This window comes from Selenomonadales bacterium 4137-cl (assembly GCA_032334055.1).
GTDB classification, from domain to species: Bacteria; Bacillota; Negativicutes; order Sporomusales; family UBA7701; genus Anaeroselena; species Anaeroselena agilis.
Genome location: JAUOZS010000001.1, coordinates 2,291,458 through 2,311,209 on the forward strand (window position 1 = coordinate 2,291,458; position 19,752 = coordinate 2,311,209).

Below are 19,752 nucleotides of genomic sequence, written 5' to 3' on the forward strand. Positions count from 1 at the left end.
GCTCGGCAGCAAGTCTTACTCCTGCAAACTCCGCTCCGGCAGGAAAAACTTCCCCTGCGTCAAAAGGTTAACCTTCAAGAACCAAACCAAACATCCGGGGAGGTTGCCTCAATGAACGACATCAAGACCATCTGCAGCGTCGGTACCGGGACGATGGGCCCGTACATGGCCGCCCTGTTCGCCCTGGCCGGCTACGACGTCCGCATGTACGGCCGGAGCGCGCCGAGCGTGGAGCAAGGCTTCCGCGGCGTCTGCGCCTGCCTCGAATCCTGCCGCGAACACGGCCTCGTCACCTCCGAACAGATTCCCGCCGCCGTCGCCCGGATTCAGGGCACGGCCGACCTGGCCGAAGCGGCGGCCGGCGCCGACTTTGTCATGGAGTCGGTGTCCGAGGACCTGGCGGTCAAGCGCGAAGTTTTCGCCGCCCTCGAAGCGCTCTGTCCCACCCACGCCATTTTCGCCTCCAACACCTCCGGCCTCAGCCCCACGGCCATCGCTTCCGGCCTCGTGAACCCGGAAAGATTCGTCGCCGCCCACTTCCTCAACCCGCCCCACCTGATGGCCATCGTCGAGGTCGTTCCCGGCGAAGCCACCTCCCCGGCGACAGTCGACGCCGCCTGCGAGCTGCTGAAAAAGATCGGCAAAATCCCCGTCACCTTGAAGCGCGAAGCCCTCGGCTTCATCGCCAACCGCCTCCAGTTCGCCCTGCTCCGCGAAGCGCTCCACCTCGTCGACCAAGGCATCGCCACCGCGGAAACGGTCGACACCACGTTGAAGCACCTTAGCCGCCGGCTGTCGGCGACCGGCCCGCTGGAAACCGCCGACCTGGGCGGCCTGGACGTCTTCCACAGCATCGCCGCCTACCTCCTGCCAGACCTGAACGCCAGCACCGCCCCGCCCCCGGCCCTTGCCGCCGCCAGAGAGCGCGGCGACCTTGGAGCCAAGACCGGCCGCGGCTTCTACGACTGGTCGGACGCCGCCAGACTCGCCGCCGTCAAAAAACACCGCGAAACCATCCTCGCCGAATGGCTCCGCCGGGACAAAACATCACTTTCTTAAACGGACTTGCAACGCGGAGACTCCAACCTACGGTCGCTCCCCCGCATATCTGCGAAAGGCTGGCTAGAAAGCCCCAGATGCACGTCCTGATTACCCCGGCCTTATCAGCGTTCTGTGCTGTAGGCGTTGATCTCACGTGCAATGTGCGGGGCGCACCACAGGCTGACACCGGAAGCGTACACGAACGTACGCTGAGGATGGCAGCCGAGGAGCAACGCCGCAGATGGGGCTTTATCGCCAGCCTCTACGATTTCATCTACCAGCAATAACAGGCAGCATATCAGGGGCATGCGTCAACACCGTAACCTTCGCCCCCGGCCCCTTCGCCGCCAGCGCCGCGTCCAAAGCCTCCTGCACCGTGGCGAACGGCGTGAACCCCAGCTTCTCCGCCTCGGCGGCCGCGATGCCGCCGGAAACGATATACACCGCCTCCCGCTCCTTCACCTGCGCCCAGGCAATCGCCAGCGCCGCCGCCACCTCGTCGCCGAGCTGCCGGCACGCCACCATGTCGCGGATATCGCACGACCCCTTGGCCGTGTAGTCCAGCATGTCGGCGTGGGTCACCGCCACCCCCTCGTAGCACGGCGTGACGAGAATTATTATCCCCCCGGCCTTCACGGCCAGGTCTGACGGGTAAAGCGTCTTGTGGGCCTGCCAGAACTCCAGGTCGCACGGGTGGGAGCTCGACACCACGATATCGGCCTCCTCCGGCACCTCGACCGCGTACACCGCCCGCGAAAGCTCCACCCCTGCGTCGAACGCCTCGACCACATCGCCGAAGAACGCCCCGACCACCTCGCCGTGACGGTTCAAAACGGTATTGAAAATCGTGTTCAGGCCGATACGGCGGGCGATCTCGTTCAGCTCGCGGCGCACCGGGTTGTCGGTCACGCCCAGGTACGAGCGCGGCGCCCGCACGCTTAAGAGGTGGGTCTCGGCCGTCGTCCGCTCGCCCGAAATGCCGGGCTGGACGATCTTCGCCCCGCCCGCGAACCCGGGAATATGGTGGGGCACGATGCTGCCCACGCCAAGCTTGAAATCGGCCTCGTACGCTTCGCGGTTCACCGCCACGAAGGTGCCGTTGGCCGTCGTCCCCAGCTCGACCAGCTCGGCCGGGTTCTTGTAATCGTGGTTCACCACCCGCACCCTGCCGACCACCTCGGGACCGAACTTGGCGAGAATCTCCTCGTCGGTCATGAAACGGTGGGTGCCGAGGGCGATCACGACCGTTATCTGTTCGTCCGCCACCCCGGCGGCGTTAAGCTCGCCCAGGAGGACGGGGATTATCTTATCGGTCGGCGTCAGGCGGGTATTATCGTCGGCGACGATGACCACCTTCTTCGCCCCCTTAGCCAGCTCGCGCAGCGGCTTCGTGCCGATCGGGGCGTTCACCGCCCGCGCCGCTTCGGACTGCACGTCGGCCACCGGCGGCACGTCCTTGGGAGAATAAACGCCGAGCAGATTGGCGGCGGGAACGCTCACCGCCACCGTCTCCCTGCCGTAAGGCAGCTTCACGCTGATCGCAGCCACGTCCGGCCCCCCTCTCCTATTTGCCCTGGCCGGCCATCCTGGCGGCCAGATAGATCGATTCGCTCATGCTGCGGGAATCGGCCGTGCCTTTGCCCGCCTTGCCGAAAACGGTGCCATGGTCCACCGACGTGCGGATGAACGGCAGGCCGACGGTCACGTTGACCCCCTCCTCGAACCCCAGCACCTTCAGCGGGATATGCCCCTGGTCGTGGTACATCACCACGACGATATCGAAATGGTTCTTGAGCGCCGCGCGGTAAAACACCGTATCGGGCGGCACCGGGCCGGTCACGTCGAAGCCCCGTCCCTTCGCCTCCTCGATCGCCGGAATGATCTCCTTGATCTCCTCGTCGCCGAACAGACCCCCCTCGCCCGAATGGGGGTTGAGGCCGGCCACCGCGATGCGCGGCTGGGCGAAGCCGAGCTGTTTAGCGGCCATGTCCGCCAGCTCGATGACCCGCAGCACCCGCTCCTTCTTCACCAGGTCGCAGGCCCGGCGCAGCGACACGTGCGTAGTCACGTGAATAACCCTTAGCGGTCCGCCGGTCAGCATCATCGCGTAATCCTTCGCGCCCGACAGGTCGCCAAGGATCTCGGTATGGCCGGGGTAGTGGTACCCTCCGGCGTTAAGCGCCTCCTTATGAAGCGGCGCGGTGGCGATGGCGTCAATCTCGCCCTTCATCGCCAGCTCCACCCCCTTGGCGACGTACTCGAACGCCGCCTTGCCGGCGCGGCCGTCCACCTTGGCGAACGGCAGATCGATAGGCAGGTTCTTAAGATCGAGCACGTCGACCGTGCCGTAGGCGAACGCCGCCTCGGCTACCTTCTCCACCGGGCGGAACTTCAGCGGAAGCTTCACGATTCCCGCCGCCCGCTCCATGATGCCCAGGTCGCCGATGACCAGCGGCCGGCAGACGTCGTAGACCCCTCTGTCCTCCAGCGCCTTGACGATGATCTCCGGGCCGGCGCCGGTGGCGTCGCCCATGGTGATGCCGATGATCGGTTTCATGATAACAGCAACAACTCCTCTTCGCATAATTCTTCCTATATGGCAGGCTGAAAAGCTTCAGTCGCAAGGCGATCGGTCTTGCTCGCTATATTTTACCGCCCGACTCCCTTACCCCTGTGCTGCGGGACGTCGCGGCCTTTTTGCCATTGCCTGTCTTTATTGCTATAATCTTAGTATAAATAACGCCGAGGGGACCAACAATGAAGATATTCGCCATCGCCGACACCCACCTGTCCGGAAGCCCGCCAACAAAACCCATGTCCGTCTTCGGCGACCAATGGCTTGGCCACTGGGACAAAATCAAGGCTGACTGGACGGAGCGCGTCGCTCCCGAAGACACCGTCCTCATCGCCGGCGACATCTCCTGGGCCATGAAACTGCCCGAAGCGCTGCCCGACCTCGAGGAAATCGCCGCCCTGCCGGGAAGCAAGCTGCTCATCCGCGGCAACCACGACTACTGGTGGCAGACGGTCGCCAAGCTGAACGCCGCCGTCGGCGGCCGGCTCACCTTCCTCCACAACACCTTCGCCGTCGCCGGCGAATGGGCGGTGTGCGGCAGCCGCGGCTGGCTGCTGCCCGGCGACCCCGCCTTCGGCGACGAAGACGAAGCCATCTACCGGCGCGAGCTCGGCCGCGTCAGGGCCTCCCTGGCCGCGGCGCGAAACGCCGGCCACGAACGCCTCATCCTCATGCTCCACTACCCGCCCCGTACCGGCGCCGACGCCACCGGCTTCACCGACCTCATGGCCGAATTCGGCGTGGCGATCTGCGTCTACGGCCACCTCCACAACGAAGCGGTAAACAGCGCTCCGGTCGGTGACTATAACGGCACGATGCACTACCTTGTCTCGTGCGACGCACTCGATTTTAAACTTCTACAGATCATCTAGGAGTGTGTTGCAAAACCCATTGAAATCAAACCGGAGATTCCCTTGAAACCAGGGAAATCAAGGCCTGACGGCGAATTTACCTGTAGAGGTGAACGCCGTGTTAGGAAGCCAAGATAAACAGACCAGCTTATTGGATTTAGAAGCGTGGCTGGATGGTCCGCTGGTCGATCCCGATAGCATTTACGGACTGTTTGCCCGGTGGGGCGAGCGCCTCATCCGGGAAGAAGACTTTGCCGACCTGTACAGTGCCGTTGGCCGGCCTTCGGTTTCTCCGGCTCTGCTGTCGAAAGTGCTGTTGTTGATGTATCATGACAACGTTTCGGATCGGGAAGCGGAACAGCGCGCCCGCTATGACCTGCGCTGGAAAAAAGCGCTGGGTCTGGGCCTGAACGAAACGGGCTTCGACCATACGGCCCTGTGCCGGTTTCGTACCCGGCTGCTGCTCAATAAGCAACAGAAGCTGGTTTTTGAACGATTTGTCCGCCTCGCCAAAGAAACGGGGATCTTGAAGGACCGGGGACTGCAGATTCTTGACTCCACCCAGGTGCTGGGAGCGGGCGCTCTCCAGGACACCTACACCTTAATTAAAAAGGCCATCCAGAAGATGTTCGCCGTAAGCAGTCATGCCGGCGGTACGGCACGGGACCGGTTGAACGCCCTTTCTTTGTCCTTGGATTACAGCCAAAACGGCAAGGAGAAGATCCGGTGGGATGATGCTGAAGCCAGAACCCAGCTCCTCCGCCAGTTGGTCGGCGACGGTCGCGCCATCTTGGATGCGCTCAAGGGGGCCGAATTGACGGCGGACGAAAAGACGGCCATGGAACTCCTGGGTAATGTCACCGAGCAGGATATTGTCACCGATGACACCGGTATCCATCTCAAACAGGGCGTGGCTCCTGACCGCATTCTTTCGGTAACGGACCCGGACATGAGGCACGGACACAAAACCTCAAGCGGCAGGTTCAACGGCCATAAGAGCCAGATTCTCATGGACGAAGCCAGTGAACTTATTACCGGCATCGATATCACTGCCGGAAACCGGCCGGATGGCGAGTCGGTCGATCCCTTGTTGGCGGGAACCCTCGTCAAGCCTGGCAAGCTGCTCGGGGATACCGCGTACGGCACACTCGAAGCCCGCGATCAGATGGCTAAACATCAAGTAACGCCGGTGGCGCCGCTGCCAGGGGCTCACGCCCCGAAGAAACGGTTTGGCAAACAGGACTTTACCATCGATTTTGGGCAAGGAATCTGCTGGTGTCCGGCGGGAGAAATCACGGCCACGGTCCGGCATCGCAAGGGCGGCATTGATGTGTTTGTTTTCCCCAAAGCGACCTGCAACCGTTGTAAGTTCCGGGACCAGTGCACCCGTCACGGCAAGGGAAAGACGATTGAGCTGCATTCGCAGGAAGAGCGGCGGCGGGAGATTCTGGCCGAGATGGCCACAGAAGAATTCCGAACGCTGTACGTGAAGCGGGCCAAGGTGGAGCGAAAAGTGGCGCACCTGATTCGCAAAGGAATGCGTCAAGCCAGATATATAGGCAGAACCAAAACGCTCCTTCAGGTCGCGTTTACCGCAGCAGTGGTGAATATCAAACGGCTCTATACACTTACCCGGGACCAAGTCTGCCCATCGGTCGGGCTCCCAGCGGTCCTGGTGGGTCAGTAAGGGCCATAGGGGATAGAATCAAACGTTATTCTTTCCGGCATATCCCTAAATTGAGGTGACGGGCCGCCTTTTTAACCATGATGGGTACTCAATGGCCACAGTATACAGGGGTTTCGAAACACTCTCCTAGGGAGGCTGGCTAAAAAATCCATCTGCGGCGTTGCTCCTCAGAGCGCTTGCTAGCGTACGCAACCAAGTACGCGTCGCGGCGCGCTCTTCCGGTGCGCCTTGCATCTGGATCTTTTTAGCCACCCTCTCACACTCCAATATAGGCAGGTTGGAATGACGATGAAACCCATCGAACTGAGCAAAGAAACAAAACAGGACCTCATCAATAGCATCAAGGAATTCTTCGCGCGCGAGCGGGACGAGGAACTCAGCGACTTCAAGGCCGCGGCCGTGCTCGATTTCATCCTCGAGGCCGCAGGCCCTCCCATCTATAACCAGGCCCTTGCCGACGCCCACGCCCTCATGAGCGACAGGCTCGACGACCTGTACGGGCTCGAAAAGCGGCCCCGGTAGCGCCGCTAAAACGTCATTGCGTCCGGGTTCTCCCAGCGGCGGGCGTTGGCGAGGATGATGTCGACCAGCCCCTTGGCGCCCTCCTTGACGACGTTATACACCGGCACCTTGACGCTGTTGCGCACCGCCACCTGCAGGCGGACGAAATCGACGAACGCCGGCTTGTACGCCTTCGACTCCACCCGGTACTCGGGATAAAAGGGGTTTATCGTCACCGCCAGCAGCGGTACCCTCTTCACCACCCCGGCCACCGCACCGCCCCTCTCGACCGCTTCCAGCAGCTCGTAGTAGGTCACCGGGTTGCCGGACACCAGCAGCTTCACCGGGTCGGCGAACGCCAGCAGGAAAGGCCGCGGCTTCTCGGCCAGCCGGTCGGCGAGAGCTTTCATCGCCCGCTCGCCGACGACGCCCGGCACGTACAGATACGAATACTTCGCCATCGGTTCGGCGAGCACCTGGTCGACATCCCTCTCCGTCAGCAGCGAGGACAGCGGCCAGGTTTTTATTTCGTCCAGGTCGGCGTCGAGCAGCGTCACCTGCGTCAGATTCTTCTCGGCCAGCGCCACGGCCCGCGGCACCGCCGGCAGCGTCGAAAGCCGCCAGATCACGCCCGTTTCCTGGGCGAGACGGGGAATGTCAGGCGTCCGCGACGCGCCGGTCGCCAGGATAAACCCGTCCGTCTCCACCATCGGGGCGATGCGGTTCAAGGCGCCGTCGAAGATCGTAGCCCCCGGCCCCAGGCGGGTCAGTATCCCGGCCAGCTCCCGCACCTCGGTGCTCTTGTTGGGGCCGGCGGTCACCACCAGGCCGCTGGCCGTCACCCGGGCCACATGGATGCGGCCGAGCGGGGTCTGAATATTCGTCGCCTGCAACAGACTCAGCCCCGCCGTGCTCACCTTCAGGCACTTCTCCGCCGTCGCCACCACGTCGCCCGGCTCGACCCGCAGCTTGGGCTTGGGCAGGCCGGTCACGTTGTCGATATTCTCGCCGTCATAGCCGATGCTCGTCAGGAAGAAATCCACCCCGCGCGCCCTAAGCTCCTCCATGATGGCGGCGGTCGCCGTGGTTTTGCCCGTATTCTTCGCGGTACCTGCTATGCCCAGCCTGATTTCCAGCAATACCATCACCTACAGAAAATAATAGCAACTATTTAATTCAGCGGCCGGGCGGCCATGACCTGCCTGCCGGTCAATTTTTGTATGCAAAGGGCGCAGGGGAATAACCCCCGCGCCCCTTTGCATACGCTAATACATCGCGGCTGTGCGGGAGGTCCATCTGCGGCGTTGCACCTCAGAGCGCTTGCTAGCGTACGTCCCAAGTACGCGTCGCGGCGCGCTCGCACCCTTTCGGGTATAAGCGATCACATCAACGCTACAGCGTTGTGTGTCTGCTTATCCGGTGCGTCTTGCATCTGGAGCCTCCTGCGCAGCCATTCTCTCAACCATTATCCCAAAGCTTTAGCAAAAAACTCCGTCATCCCCGCATCGGCCACCCGCTTCTGGATCGCCGCCACGTCGGTCGTGTACAGGTTCTTTTCCTTCATGCGCTCGAAATACACCGACCCGGAGAAAGTATACTTCTTCGCCAGGCCCTCCTTGGTCTGCATGCTCGCCCGCACATGGGCGATGGCGTCGCCGCAGGCCAGGCTCTCGGACAACTTCACCGGCTCCTGCCCGAACGCCGCCCGGGCGGCGTTGTGGCCGGCCAGCGTGCCGGTGATGATCGCCTCGGTATGGCCTACAAGCAGGCCCGCCTTCTCGCCGCCGCAGAAAACGTTATCCAGCCCCTCCACCTTGAGGGTGTCGTCGCGCGGCAGCATCCCCAGGTAGCGCATCGAGTTGCCGATACCGCCCGAATACGGGTCCTCGAACCGGGCGCTCTCGAAGCCGGGGATCTGACGGAGAATATCGAGCGGGTAGTAAGCCGACATCAGCTTGGCATGGCCGGTGTCGAGCAAAATGACGTTCTCGGCGAACTCCTTGAGCGCGTACTGCTGGCAGGCTTTCTGGCCAAGCGACTCCATACTCTTGCGCAGGTGGTCGGGGATAGGCACGACCACCACCCCGGTGCGGTTAAGCTCCTCGGTGATCTTGTGGGACAGCGACTCCTTATGAAGCTTGCACGATCCGCTCATCGCCCCCAGCGTGCCGTCGGCCTTCTGGCCCATGATCTCGGGTACCCCGGCCTTGGCGGCGATCGAGAACCGCGGCCCAAACGTCGGGCAACGGTAAACGCACATCGCGCAGCCGTTGCCGTACTTCATGCAGTTGCCCTGCGGCCCGGCGGTGCCGGCGGCATCCACGAACACGTCGCCGGTTGCCGTAACGTCTGGTTCTCCGTGGTGGCCCTCGCCGACAACCTTCGTTATCCTGTTGCCGTCCTTCTCGATGTCCTTTATGCGGCAGTGCATATGCAGCTTAACGCCGGCCTTTTCCAGCGCCTTTCTCACCGCCGGTTCGATCAACGCCACATCGTACAGCGTAGCATGCTTATGGCCGGGAAACTCGATATTCTTGTGGCGGGCATTCTCATCCGCCACCGTGAAGAGATCGCCGCCGCCCATGGCCAGCATCTCCTCGGTGGCGGTAAAGCGACCGTTGTTGCGCATAATGCCGCCCACCAGCCCGGTGCCCAGCAGCATATCGGCGCGCTCGAACAGTTCCACCTCGCAGCCCGCCTTGCGGGCCGCCAGGGCCGCCGCGCTGCCCGCCCAGCCGCCGCCGACCACGACTACTTTTTTGGCCATTTCCTAGGCCTCCCTTCCGCTAAATCATCCCTACGTGCTTAGCCACGATCTCCATCAGCTTAACCTGCGCCCTGACGCCGTAGCGGAACACATCCTTCAGCAAATTGCCCTTGCTGTCGGTGGTCGCAAGATCGGGCGAAATATAGATGTTGCCGTCATAGGCCACCGTCGGGATGACGCCCATCTGGGCCATGCCGGTCTGGAAAATGTTCGTGCCCGAATACATATCCTCGATCGAGAAGATCGGCAGACCCATCTCGCCGTCCTTCCAGGTATTCTCGTAGTTAACCTCCACCGCGCGGGAATTGTACGACTTGCTGATGATCAGCCCGGCCTTGATCGTCGGATGAATCTTGTCGAACTCCTCCTTGACCACATCGTACAGATCGTCGACCGACTTGGTGTATACACTGGGGTTATCGCGCAGCACCTTCAGCGCCTGGATCTGGGTGGCCAGCGCCTCCTTGCCCGGGTCGAACGTCACGTACGCCGCCTTGCCGTAGGAAGAGGTCGTACCCCAGCGGTCGCCGTGCATGCCCATCGCCCGACGGATGGGAACCATCACATCCTCCTTGCCGATGATCAGACCGCTCGTCGCCGCGCCGCTAGCCTTATCCATCGAGTAAATCACCACATCGGCGCCCGACTTGCGGATATCGTGGCCGATCCCCGGCACGCCCCAGGCATTATCGACGACATAAGGGATATTGTATTCCCGGCACAGCTTGGCGTACAACTTCTGCAGCACCGGCGTGCCGTCCTCATCCTTCGCGGCGTAGCCGTAGCCGGGAGTCTCATAACCCAGCGACGTCATGCCGGTAATCATATTCGCGTGCCGCTCGGCCACCTTCTTCATCTCCGAATATGTCGCCTCAGCGTCCACCTTGGTCAACAGCGGCACCGGGTGGAACTTGATGCCGTGCACCGGGTAATGCGCGCCGGCCAGCGGCACGATCAACGTATCGAGATTATTCTGGCGCTTGCCGAAAAAGCCGAGCTCGCCGGGGGTCGTGCCGCGGTCGGCGATAATATCCTTGTACCTGCCGGGGAAAGGCCGTCCGTAGCCTCCCTGATGATGGAAATGCTTCTCAAGCGGCGCGATATAGCGGGCCCGGTAATTATCGCCGCGGCCCATCATCGGCGGCGTAAACAACGAATCGAACGTCACCCACAGGCCGGCCTCGCAGGTGCTGGTCGGCGCGGCGTCGTACCCGTCCCCGTAGATATCCTTGACAAGCTCGCGGATCTGGTCCACCATCCCCGCCAGCGGAACAACCGTCTTGCCCGCCTCCTCGCCGGCGTGCATAATATCATCGCGCAGCGGCGCCGGGCAGCCGGAAATGCCGCCCGTCATCCCGAACTTACCGCGCAGCTCCTGCGGAATGCCGATCTCGTCGGCCGCCGCCCTCGCCTCGGCGTAGATAGTCGGGATATTCATCTGAAGATACTTGTACATCTGGAACTTGTACTTGAATTTGCCCATCGCCCGATCCCCCTTTATTGTTTCACCTTCACGATCATCTCCACCTCGCAGGCGGCGTCCAGCGGCAGCTCATTCACGCCCACCGCCGACCGCGCGTGCAGGCCCTTGTCGCCGAAAACCTGGCCCAGCAGCTCCGACGCCCCGTTGATCACCTTCGGCTGGCCGCCGAACCCCGGCGCGCTGGCCACGAACCCTGTCACCTTGACAACCTGCTCGACCTTGTCCAGGCTGCCGATCTGGGCCTTGATAACACTCAGGCAGTTCAACACGCACACGCGAGCCGCCTCATACCCCTGGCTCTCGTCCAGGTCGCGGCCAACCTTGCCCTTGTACTTCAGCTCGCCGCCCACGAACGGTATCTGGCCGGCCGTGTACACATACCCGCCCGCCATCACCGCCGGCACATACGCCGCCACTGGCTTGGGCGCCTCCGGCAGCGTCAGCCCCAGCTCCTGCAGTTTACTCTCGATACTCATCCTACTCACCTCCTTCGCCCGGCAACCGGAAGCTCACGGCAGCGCCCAGCGGCGCCCCCAGCTCCACCCCGGTCTGCAGCCGGTCGGTCCTGACCACGATATTAAGATGATTGGGCATATGCGTCTCGTCGAAACCCGCCAGCACCCCCACCGGGCGACCGGCCAGCAGCACCTCGTCGCCGCTCACCAGCACCCCGCCCCGCTCCACGGCGAAAAAGCCGAGATAAGCGATGCGGTCCACCCGGCTGCCGGGCCTGGCCCCCGGCTCATCCGTCAGAATGAGCTCATGGACGTCGTGGCGGCGGAGGCAGCGGGAAATCGGCGTGATCAGCGCCAGCCCCCGGTCCTCCATCCTCCCCTGCAGCACCACCACCAGCGGCCCCTCGACCGCGCTCTTCTTCGCATAAGGATTGGCGGCGAACTTACCCGCCGCGTAGGGATCGGTACCCATGTCAGCCCTCCCTCCAGCCCGACTCACGCCATTATCATCCCTCGGCGCGCGGAAAATATGTAGCCCCGCATTTTACCCCACCGTCCGCACCGTATCCTTGCCGGCCCGTCCGGGGTACGCCCCCTCCTCCCTGCTGCCCAGAGCGCCGGCATGCAGCGCGGCGACAAAATCCCCCGCCTTGATAACCTCAGCCAGCACCCCCTCGATACCGTCCACAAGCTTTGCCGCCTCCGTATCCGCCGCCGCCGTCGGGGCGATCCCCGCCTGACCGAGAAAGCGGAACGACTCCTGCACCGCCCGCAGCGTATCCACCTTCGCCGGCGCCGAAATCGGCCCCCCTGAATACGCCTCATCCGTGGACGCGATCGAAATCGCATCCACCTCCAGCGCCGCCGCCAGGCAGGCGTGCAGCGCCGTCGCCATCGCCGACTGCACCCGGTCCTCGGTATGGGTCAGAAACCCGATCGGCGCCCCCGGCCAAATCGGGGCGTTCACAATCCCCCTGAGCGCCGTCACCTTCGCCGCGTTGAAATCCACGTAATTATCCTCCATCAGCCCGTGGATCATCACCTCCGGCGAATACGCGAACAACGGCTGAAGAATGGGTCGCGCCCCCAGGCGCACCGCCAGATCGGCCACGATCAGCATCCCGGCGAACGCCTTATAAGCCGGCACCCCGGCCAGCTCCTCGTTCGTCACCACATCGAACGGCAGATTATACTTCTTCGCATACAAAATCGCGTTATAACCGTCCACCGTCAGCCGCTCGGGATCGGTCCCCGCTCCCAACGCCCCGTAACAGATATTAATCTTCGTAAGGTCGGCGCCCAGCTTCGCCGCCAGCACCACCGTCTCAGGCGTATTCAGACCGCGGTGGGCGCGCACCTGCCACAGCGTCGACTTCTCCCGCCCCGCGCCGATACGGTTAAGATTGGCCGGCGTGATCACCGTACCATCCTCCTGGTGGGTGAGGAACCCGTCCAAAAACCCCTCCGTCCGCGCCCCCCACGACGGATCGAAATGCACCACCCCGTCTGCTCCCCACGCCTCGCTCGCCAGAATATGGCCGATATCCATAAACGGGCAGCCGGTGCCGTATTGATTGAACACCAGCGGTCGCTTACGGCTATGCTGCAGCTTCAGCACCGACATGCGGGCCTTGGCTTCCGCCAGATAGCCCTCCAGCCCCGCCACCTCGTCCTTGGTAAACCGCCGCGTCTTGGGATGAAGCTCGCCTGTCTCGTAAAACCGGCGCGGCATTTCGCCGCACAGCGCCGGATAATGCTCCGGGAACTCGCCGTTGCCCTCGCGCGCCCGCCACCGCGCCGCATCCCACAGCTCGTCGCGCAGCCGGGCGCGCTCCACCCCCGGCGACGTCCTCACCTTCGCCCAATCGACAATCATCGCGCTGATCGTCTCCAGCTTGCCCGCGATACCCGCATGGCGGTAGCGGTAATCGTAGCCGGCCGTCATATCCGCCTTTTCCTTTCGGGTCCGGGTCGGATCGGGCGCATACTCCCGCCGCTCGACGAAGCATACCACCTCCTCCACCGACGTCCCTGGGCCGAAGCCGGCGTCGAACCCCAGTTCGGCGGCCAACTCCCGCCTCACCGCCATCCCGCCGATGCCGATCCGCGTCTTCGCCCGCAGACCGGCCGCGTCGGCCAGATCGATGAACCGGGCCAACAGTTCGGCCACGCCGTACCCAAGCGTGCGGCTGACCAGCAGCGTCCCCGCCCCCTGCCCGAGCGCCTGGCTCACAATCTCCTCCGGCGTCAGATCGGGCGGCAGCAGCACCGTCTCGTGCCCCGCCTGCTCCAGCCCGCGGGCGACCATCTTCAGGCCGATATCATGCACCGGGTCGAGCGGCGCCAGCAGCACCCTGCTCATACGCCCGCCTCCCCGCCCGCATCGCCCAGCAGCCAGCGGTACCGGTCGGCGGGTCGATAAACGTACGCCCGGCCCCGCACCCTTACCCCCGGTCCCTCGTACTGCGCGAAAACCACATCCACATCCTTGAACCCGAAATCCTTAAGCAACCCGAGCATATACTTGCGGCCCGCCTCCTCGCTGCCGCAAACGAAAAAAGTCTCCACATCCAGCGCGTCCATCACCCGTTCCAGGGCCTTATCCAAGCAAATCCCCCCTAGCATAGCCTCATGGCTAGTATTGGACGCCTTGCCAAGCTTTATACCGCCGCCCGCAGCGCCCCGCGCCGTCCCGCCTGTCTTCCGGCTGCCGGAACACTCCAGAAAAAAAGAGGCTGCCCGGCAACCGCGTTTTACGGTCGCCGGGCAGCCTCGCGGGCGTCCCTGTCAGTGGATCGCCTTCTTTTTCACCCTCCCGCCGATAACATCGTGAACATCCTGAATCGTCACAAAAGCATCCGGATCGACATCATCGATGATCGACTTCAACTTGGCGATCTCCAGCCTGGTCACCACCGAATACAGCACCTTCTTCGGCTCCTGGCTGTAACCGCCCTCCCCGTGCAGGACGGTCACGCCCCTCCCCAGCCTGGCGAGCAGCACCTCCCTTATCTCGTCGGCGCAATCGGAAACGATCATCACCCCCTTCGACTCGTCCAAGCCCTCGATCGTAATATCGATCACCTTGAAGGCGACGAAATAAGCCACCAGCGAATACATCGCCTTGTCCCAGCCGAACACCAGGCCGGCGCTACCGAGGATGAACACGTTGAAAAACATGATAATCTCGCCCACCGAAAAACCGCTCTTCTTATCGAGGATGATCGCCACGATCTCCGTCCCGTCCAGCGACCCGCCGTTACGGATGATCAGCCCCACTCCGACGCCGACCAGAACCCCGCCGAACGTCGCCGCCAGGAAAAAATCCTTGGTCAACTCCGGAATCGGATGGAAAATATACACCCAGTAAGACAGCGACACCACCGAAAACAGCGTCGAAATGCAAAACGACTTGCCGATCTGCTTATAACCGACATACAGGAACGGCAGATTCAGCAACACCAGCAGCAGACTAATGTCGATACCCGTGGTATGGCTCAGCAGGATCGAAACACCGACGATGCCGCCATCGATAATCTGATTGGGAATGAGAAAAAACTCCAGCCCCGTCGCCGCCACCACCGAACCGAAAAACAGCAGGGCGTACTTCTTCACGAACCTGACCGCCAACCCCCGCTTCGCCACCATCGCCTGCCTCCCTCACAAGCAAAAATGAAATAAAAAAGAGACTGTGCCCAGCCTCCCGCGCATCGCTCGCCATTGTTAAAACAATAATACCCATTTCCGGCAAGCCTGTCAAGCTTACCCACAAGCCGCAAAAAGTCCCCGTCCGCACACTGGCGGACGGGGACTTTCACGCGATACACCCTGTCAATGCCGGGAACTTAAATCACACAATCCCCTGGGCCTTCATCGCCTCGGCGACCTTCACGAACCCGGCGATATTCGCGCCGGCGACCAGGTTGCCCTTCAGGCCGTAATCCTCGGCCGCCTTGCTGGAATTCTTGAAGATATTGACCATGATATTCTTCAGCTTGGCGTCCACCTCTTCGAACGTCCACGCCAGCCGCATGCTGTTCTGGGTCATCTCCAGCGCCGAAGTGGCGACCCCGCCCGCGTTCGCGGCCTTCGCCGGCCCGAACATCACGCCGCTGTCCAGGAACACCTTCGTCCCTTCGAGGGTCGTCGGCATATTCGCGCCTTCGGCCACCGCCTTGCAGCCGTTCTTTACAAGGATCTTGGCCGAGTTCTCGTCGATCTCGTTCTGCGTCGCGCACGGCAGGGCGATATCGCACGGAATCGTCCAGATGCCGGTCCAGCCGGTGTGATACTCCGCCTTCGGATGGGCTTTTACGTACTCGGAAATCCGGCCCCGCTCCACTTCCTTGATCCGCTTCACAGTCGCCAGATTGATGCCCTCGGCGTCATAAACATAGCCGTTCGAATCGCTCACCGCCACGACCTTGCCGCCCAGCTGCTGCACCTTCTCCGTGGCGTAGATCGACACGTTGCCCGACCCGGAAACAAGCACTGTCTTGCCGGCGAGGGACATCCCCTTATCCTTGAGCATCTCGTCAAGGAAATACACCAGGCCGTAACCGGTGGCCTGCGTCCTGACAAGACTGCCGCCGAAGGTCAGGCCCTTGCCGGTCAGCACACCGGCCTCGTAAGCGTTCTTGATCCGCTTGAACTGGCCGAACAGGAAGCCGACCTCGCGGCCGCCCACGCCGATGTCGCCGGCGGGCACGTCGATATCCTGGCCGATATGCCTATATAACTCAGTCATGAAGCTCTGGCAGAAACGCATCACTTCATTATCCGACTTGCCCTTGGGATCGAAGTCGGAGCCGCCCTTGCCGCCGCCGATCGGCAGGCCGGTCAGCGAATTCTTGAACGTCTGCTCGAAGCCCAGGAACTTCAATATACCCACGTTAACGGACGGATGGAACCTCAGCCCGCCCTTGTACGGCCCGATAGCGCTGTTGAACTGGATCCGGAACCCCCTGTTGACCCGCACCTTGCCGGTGTCGTCCACCCAGGGCACCCGGAAGATGATCTGGCGCTCAGGCTCGACTATCCTTTCCACAATGCCCGCGCTGATGTACTCAGGGTGCTTATCCAGCACCGGAACCAGCGATTCGAGGACCTCCTTGACCGCCTGATGAAACTCGGGTTCGTTCGCGTTGCGCTCGGTCACTCTCTGAAAGAGCTCCTCGCAATACTGTTTTGCGTTTGCCATATCAATTCCCCCATTTTTCTTCTTTTCTCTAATATGCTTCTAATATGCCCGTTATACCGACTCTTTACGGTTCTCTCATCCCCCCCGCCACAAAAAGCCGCTATCGGAATTAATTGACTATTTAAATAAATTATAGCACCAAATAATGTATAATGTATACATTATTTTCGAATTTTCCTGTAGGATGGTGATGGTTGTCCCCCACCCCTTGTTCCGCCCTGGCGGGTCACTTATACACCACCCCCCGGAAGCTCCGTCCGTCGATCTTCACCAGGAACGGCTCTTCCCTCCTCACCAGCCGCACGCGCCTGGTCTTATCGAGCACCGGCTGGCGCAGCAGCCAGTCCCAGTCGAGGCGGGCCTCGCCTCCTCCGTAGCCGATATGAAAGTAACCCATCTTCGTCGCCGTCAGATTATGGAAGAAATGGCTGCCCAGCGAAGGCTCCGGACGCAGATCCGCCCGGTCGACCTCGACAATCACCCGGGCCTGGGACATCTGCGACCAGTCCAGCGGGATGCCCAGCCACCTGTCCGAGGTACCCAGCCGCCCGAAGCCGATCAGGAGGCAGCGGCGCCCTTCCCGGAAAAGCCGGCCGTTCAGCTCCCCGATTTCGGCGGCGATCTCGACGCTGTCCTTCAACTCGAACGCCTCCGGATCGACGAAGATAATATCGCGGATATCCTCATAGAACCCGTTGCCGATCGTATGGTCGCTGTAGCAAAGCGCGTCCCCCCCGTCGTCCACCCGTACCTGGACGGCCTCGCTGCCGACCACCATCGGCCGGATCTGCAGGAAATAAAACTCCTTCGTCTTCTCCCTGTCCCGGGGAATATTGACGGCGAACTCGATCTCGACATCGGCGCCGAACGACTGCTTGCCCAGCCTGAGCAGATCCTTGACGATGCCGGCAAGCGGCAACCGGTCGTGCTTGAGGATCGGGGCGAAAGTCACCAGCTTGGGGCCCGGCCGGTTGACATCGTCGTGGATATAATCGTCCTCGGGCGAAAACGTGCTGCCGACGAACTCCAGCGTTCCGTCCGGCTCCGCCCGGGAGACCGGCAGCTTCTCGTAGCTGCAGTCGTCTTCGGCGCGCAGCGAAATATCGGCGGAAGCCTTCAAATTGACCGCGTAAAACGAGCGCTGCGACTTCTTGAAATAATCATCCGGCCCGGCGTACGGCGGATTCAGCCTAGGATGGGCCGGCGAAAAACGGTACACCTGCTCGCCGTTCACCACCGCGTGCCCCAGCCCCAGGGCGAGGTTGACCGTGCCCTCCTCCGGCTTCATCGGCTCGTAGGGATAAAAATTGTACGACTGGGCCACCCCGGAGATAACCGGATAATACAGGTCGCCGTAGCTTTCCCCCACCAGCTCCTGGATGAGAACCGCCATCTTCTCCTCCTCGATGCGGATGCCGGCGTTCTTCGCGTACTGCGCGGGAGCGGCGTAGAAAACCGACGCATACACCAGCTTCACCGCGTCGCAGAGCTGCTTGCAGCGGACCGCCTGGTCCTCGTGGCTGTTGGGCGCCACATACGTCTTATAAATCCCGGCGAACGGCAGCACCCGCGAATCCTCGAGGATACTCGACGACCGAACCGCCAGCGGGCACCGCAGATACTGGGTCAGCACCTCCAGGTTCTTCCTGATGGCCGCCGGCAGCTCGGCCGCCAGGAATGCGCGGGCGATCTCCGCCTCGTCGCGCGTACCGGCCGTGAACCCGTAAAGATCGTTATCTTCCAGGAACTGCTCGTAAACGTCGCTGCAGATCACGAACGACCGCGGCACCTTGATCCTGATATCCTCGTACTTGTCGGTAAGCTGGGCCTTGGAAAGCAGCGCGTTGATAAAGGCGATCCCCCTGGCCTTGCCGCCCAGCGAACCGCTCCCCAGCCTGATGAAGGCATTCTCCATATCCTTCTTCGACAGCCCCTCGAAATCGAGGATGACGCCCGACTGATAGCGCTGGAAATAAGCCCTCAGCACATCGAGGATATACGTCCTGATATCGGCGACGCTGGCGAACTCCGACGCGTCGATATAGCGCAGCTTGTCGGCCACCTCCACCTCGGCGCGGGCTCTGAACCACCGCGAAAAATGATTGTGGGCCGCATGGTAATACAGGCTCTCGTCGGGAAGCTCGCGGAGGATTCGCTCGAAATTCGTTATGTCGGTCGCCTCTTCGATAATACTGCCGTCAGGGTATCGGAAGATGAACGACCCGAAGCCGTAATTCTCAAGAATGAAGGCCCTCAGCTCATGCAGCAGGTTAGACGAATTCTTGTTCAGGAAATGCACGCCGATCTCCTTCGCCCGCTCGGCGTTCTCCACCTGCTCCGACTGCAGCACGAACGGGAAATCGCTGAAGATCTCGCGCACCCTGTGGGCCAGCTCGATGCCCGCGGACGGGTTCATCGCCCCGTCCTTGGGAAAACTCACGTCGGAAATGACCCCGAGCAGGTTGTGCCGGTATCGGTAGATGATCGCCATCGCCTCTTCGAATGTTTCCGCCAGCAGAATCTTCGGCCGCAGACGCACCCTCAGGAGGCCGTGGCTGATATTCATGGCATGCTTGACCAAATAGCGCGTCTGAGTGAGAATCTCCGTGTAGATGAGCGGCAGGAACTGCGAATAGTACGCCGGCGAATCGTCGACCAGCAGAATAACCTGGACGCCTTGCCTGCTATCGGCCTCGACATTCAGCTTATCCTCGACATACTTGATAATCGCCAGCAGGATCTTATTATCTCCCGACCAGTAGAAAACCCGGTCGATGCATGTATTCCTCCTGATCTTGGCGATCATCTCGTCAGTCAGGCGGTCGTAGGACAGCATGACAATCGGAATATCCGGACAGGCCTCCTTCAGCGCCTTCTCGAACTCGAACTCGCTCAGGTCGCTGACCCGGGACATCGTGATAATAAGGTGGAACGTTCTCGTCCCCAGCACCTCGAAAGCCTCCTCCTGGCTGGACACCTTCTCGATGCGCGGGATGATCGGCAGATTGAGGTCGGCAAACTGATTATATATCTGCTCCGACAACTGCCCGTCCTCCTCAAGGACGAACCCGTCGTAAGGCGTCGAAATCAGCAGTATCTCCGTAACCCTGTACTTCATCAGATCATGGACGCTGGAAAAGCGGGTCTTCAAATCGGTAAACCGTTTCATCGTTTTCCTCCCTGCCCCGAATC

Annotated in this window: 16 protein-coding genes; 4 read left to right on the forward strand and 12 right to left on the reverse strand. The window is 61.7% G+C overall.

Annotated features, from left to right (window positions below; genetic code table 11):
- The first annotated feature begins 111 nt into the window (after window positions 1–111).
- The gene (locus tag Q4T40_12165; protein ID MDT8902001.1) at window positions 112–1,059 is read left to right on the forward strand and encodes a 3-hydroxyacyl-CoA dehydrogenase family protein; all 948 of its coding nucleotides are present in this window, start codon (window positions 112–114) and stop codon (window positions 1,057–1,059) included.
- A 252-nt stretch (window positions 1,060–1,311) separates the two neighbouring features.
- Here the strand turns inward: Q4T40_12165 and larA are convergent, their stop codons facing one another.
- Both larA and pdxA read right to left on the reverse strand, forming a co-directional pair.
- Entirely contained in the window at window positions 1,312–2,589 is a 1,278-nt protein-coding gene (larA, locus tag Q4T40_12170) for a nickel-dependent lactate racemase (protein MDT8902002.1), read from the reverse strand.
- Between the two features lie 16 nt (window positions 2,590–2,605).
- Complete coding sequence (gene pdxA, locus Q4T40_12175) at window positions 2,606–3,598, reverse strand: 4-hydroxythreonine-4-phosphate dehydrogenase PdxA (GenBank protein MDT8902003.1); 993 nt, start codon at window positions 3,596–3,598, stop codon at window positions 2,606–2,608.
- 200 nt (window positions 3,599–3,798) lie between these two features.
- On the opposite strand from pdxA, the gene Q4T40_12180 reads away from it, so the two are divergent.
- The 3 genes from Q4T40_12180 (at window position 3,799) to Q4T40_12190 (ending at window position 6,676) form a co-directional block, all read left to right on the forward strand.
- Window positions 3,799–4,488, forward strand: a complete 690-nt coding sequence (locus Q4T40_12180) for a metallophosphoesterase (GenBank protein MDT8902004.1) — start codon at window positions 3,799–3,801, stop codon at window positions 4,486–4,488.
- A 97-nt stretch (window positions 4,489–4,585) separates the two neighbouring features.
- Window positions 4,586–6,154, forward strand: coding sequence for an IS1182 family transposase (locus Q4T40_12185; protein MDT8902005.1), 1,569 nt, complete (start codon window positions 4,586–4,588; stop codon window positions 6,152–6,154).
- A gap of 282 nt (window positions 6,155–6,436) precedes the next feature.
- Window positions 6,437–6,676 carry a DUF2164 domain-containing protein gene (locus Q4T40_12190; protein MDT8902006.1) on the forward strand — a complete coding sequence of 80 codons (240 nt, stop codon included), beginning with the start codon at window positions 6,437–6,439 and terminating at the stop codon, window positions 6,674–6,676.
- 5 nt (window positions 6,677–6,681) lie between these two features.
- On the opposite strand, the gene Q4T40_12195 is transcribed toward Q4T40_12190, so the two are convergent.
- The 10 genes from Q4T40_12195 to Q4T40_12240 all read right to left on the reverse strand — a co-directional run bounded on the left by Q4T40_12195 (window position 6,682) and on the right by Q4T40_12240 (window position 19,729).
- On the reverse strand, window positions 6,682–7,794 hold the full coding sequence (locus Q4T40_12195; GenBank protein MDT8902007.1) for a hypothetical protein: 1,113 nt from the start codon (window positions 7,792–7,794) through the stop codon (window positions 6,682–6,684).
- 326 nt (window positions 7,795–8,120) lie between these two features.
- Window positions 8,121–9,422: an FAD-dependent oxidoreductase gene (locus Q4T40_12200; protein ID MDT8902008.1), complete on the reverse strand. Its 1,302-nt coding sequence runs from the start codon at window positions 9,420–9,422 to the stop codon at window positions 8,121–8,123.
- Window positions 9,423–9,441: 19 nt separating this feature from the next.
- Complete coding sequence (locus tag Q4T40_12205) at window positions 9,442–10,905, reverse strand: hypothetical protein (GenBank protein ID MDT8902009.1); 1,464 nt, start codon at window positions 10,903–10,905, stop codon at window positions 9,442–9,444.
- Between the two features lie 14 nt (window positions 10,906–10,919).
- Entirely contained in the window at window positions 10,920–11,381 is a 462-nt protein-coding gene (locus Q4T40_12210; protein ID MDT8902010.1) for a RidA family protein, read from the reverse strand.
- A 1-nt stretch (window position 11,382) separates the two neighbouring features.
- Entirely contained in the window at window positions 11,383–11,832 is a 450-nt protein-coding gene (locus Q4T40_12215) for a hypothetical protein (protein MDT8902011.1), read from the reverse strand.
- 72 nt (window positions 11,833–11,904) lie between these two features.
- Window positions 11,905–13,722, reverse strand: a complete 1,818-nt coding sequence (locus Q4T40_12220; protein ID MDT8902012.1) for a cobalamin-dependent protein — start codon at window positions 13,720–13,722, stop codon at window positions 11,905–11,907.
- Window positions 13,719–13,967 carry a hypothetical protein gene (locus Q4T40_12225; GenBank protein ID MDT8902013.1) on the reverse strand — a complete coding sequence of 83 codons (249 nt, stop codon included), beginning with the start codon at window positions 13,965–13,967 and terminating at the stop codon, window positions 13,719–13,721. Before Q4T40_12225 ends, Q4T40_12220 begins: the two co-directional genes overlap by 4 nt.
- Window positions 13,968–14,147: 180 nt before the next feature.
- Window positions 14,148–15,008, reverse strand: a complete 861-nt coding sequence (locus Q4T40_12230; GenBank protein ID MDT8902014.1) for a YitT family protein — start codon at window positions 15,006–15,008, stop codon at window positions 14,148–14,150.
- Window positions 15,009–15,210: 202 nt separating this feature from the next.
- Window positions 15,211–16,560 carry an NADP-specific glutamate dehydrogenase gene (gdhA, locus tag Q4T40_12235; GenBank protein MDT8902015.1) on the reverse strand — a complete coding sequence of 450 codons (1,350 nt, stop codon included), beginning with the start codon at window positions 16,558–16,560 and terminating at the stop codon, window positions 15,211–15,213.
- 226 nt (window positions 16,561–16,786) lie between these two features.
- A complete protein-coding gene (locus Q4T40_12240; protein MDT8902016.1) occupies window positions 16,787–19,729 on the reverse strand; it encodes a PEP/pyruvate-binding domain-containing protein in 2,943 nt (980 codons plus the stop codon).
- Window positions 19,730–19,752 lie beyond the last annotated feature (23 nt).

Coding starts and splice junctions, on each gene's coding strand:
- Q4T40_12165 (MDT8902001.1), top strand. CDS start 112: ATGAACGACATCAAGACCATCTGCAGCGTCGGTACCGGGACGATGGGC.
- pdxA (MDT8902003.1), bottom strand. CDS start 3,598: ATGAAACCGATCATCGGCATCACCATGGGCGACGCCACCGGCGCCGGC.
- Q4T40_12180 (MDT8902004.1), top strand. CDS start 3,799: ATGAAGATATTCGCCATCGCCGACACCCACCTGTCCGGAAGCCCGCCA.
- Q4T40_12190 (MDT8902006.1), top strand. CDS start 6,437: ATGACGATGAAACCCATCGAACTGAGCAAAGAAACAAAACAGGACCTC.
- Q4T40_12200 (MDT8902008.1), bottom strand. CDS start 9,422: ATGGCCAAAAAAGTAGTCGTGGTCGGCGGCGGCTGGGCGGGCAGCGCG.
- Q4T40_12205 (MDT8902009.1), bottom strand. CDS start 10,905: ATGGGCAAATTCAAGTACAAGTTCCAGATGTACAAGTATCTTCAGATG.
- Q4T40_12210 (MDT8902010.1), bottom strand. CDS start 11,381: ATGAGTATCGAGAGTAAACTGCAGGAGCTGGGGCTGACGCTGCCGGAG.
- Q4T40_12215 (MDT8902011.1), bottom strand. CDS start 11,832: ATGGGTACCGATCCCTACGCGGCGGGTAAGTTCGCCGCCAATCCTTAT.
- Q4T40_12220 (MDT8902012.1), bottom strand. CDS start 13,722: ATGAGCAGGGTGCTGCTGGCGCCGCTCGACCCGGTGCATGATATCGGC.
- Q4T40_12230 (MDT8902014.1), bottom strand. CDS start 15,008: ATGGTGGCGAAGCGGGGGTTGGCGGTCAGGTTCGTGAAGAAGTACGCC.
- gdhA (MDT8902015.1), bottom strand. CDS start 16,560: ATGGCAAACGCAAAACAGTATTGCGAGGAGCTCTTTCAGAGAGTGACC.
- Q4T40_12240 (MDT8902016.1), bottom strand. CDS start 19,729: ATGAAACGGTTTACCGATTTGAAGACCCGCTTTTCCAGCGTCCATGAT.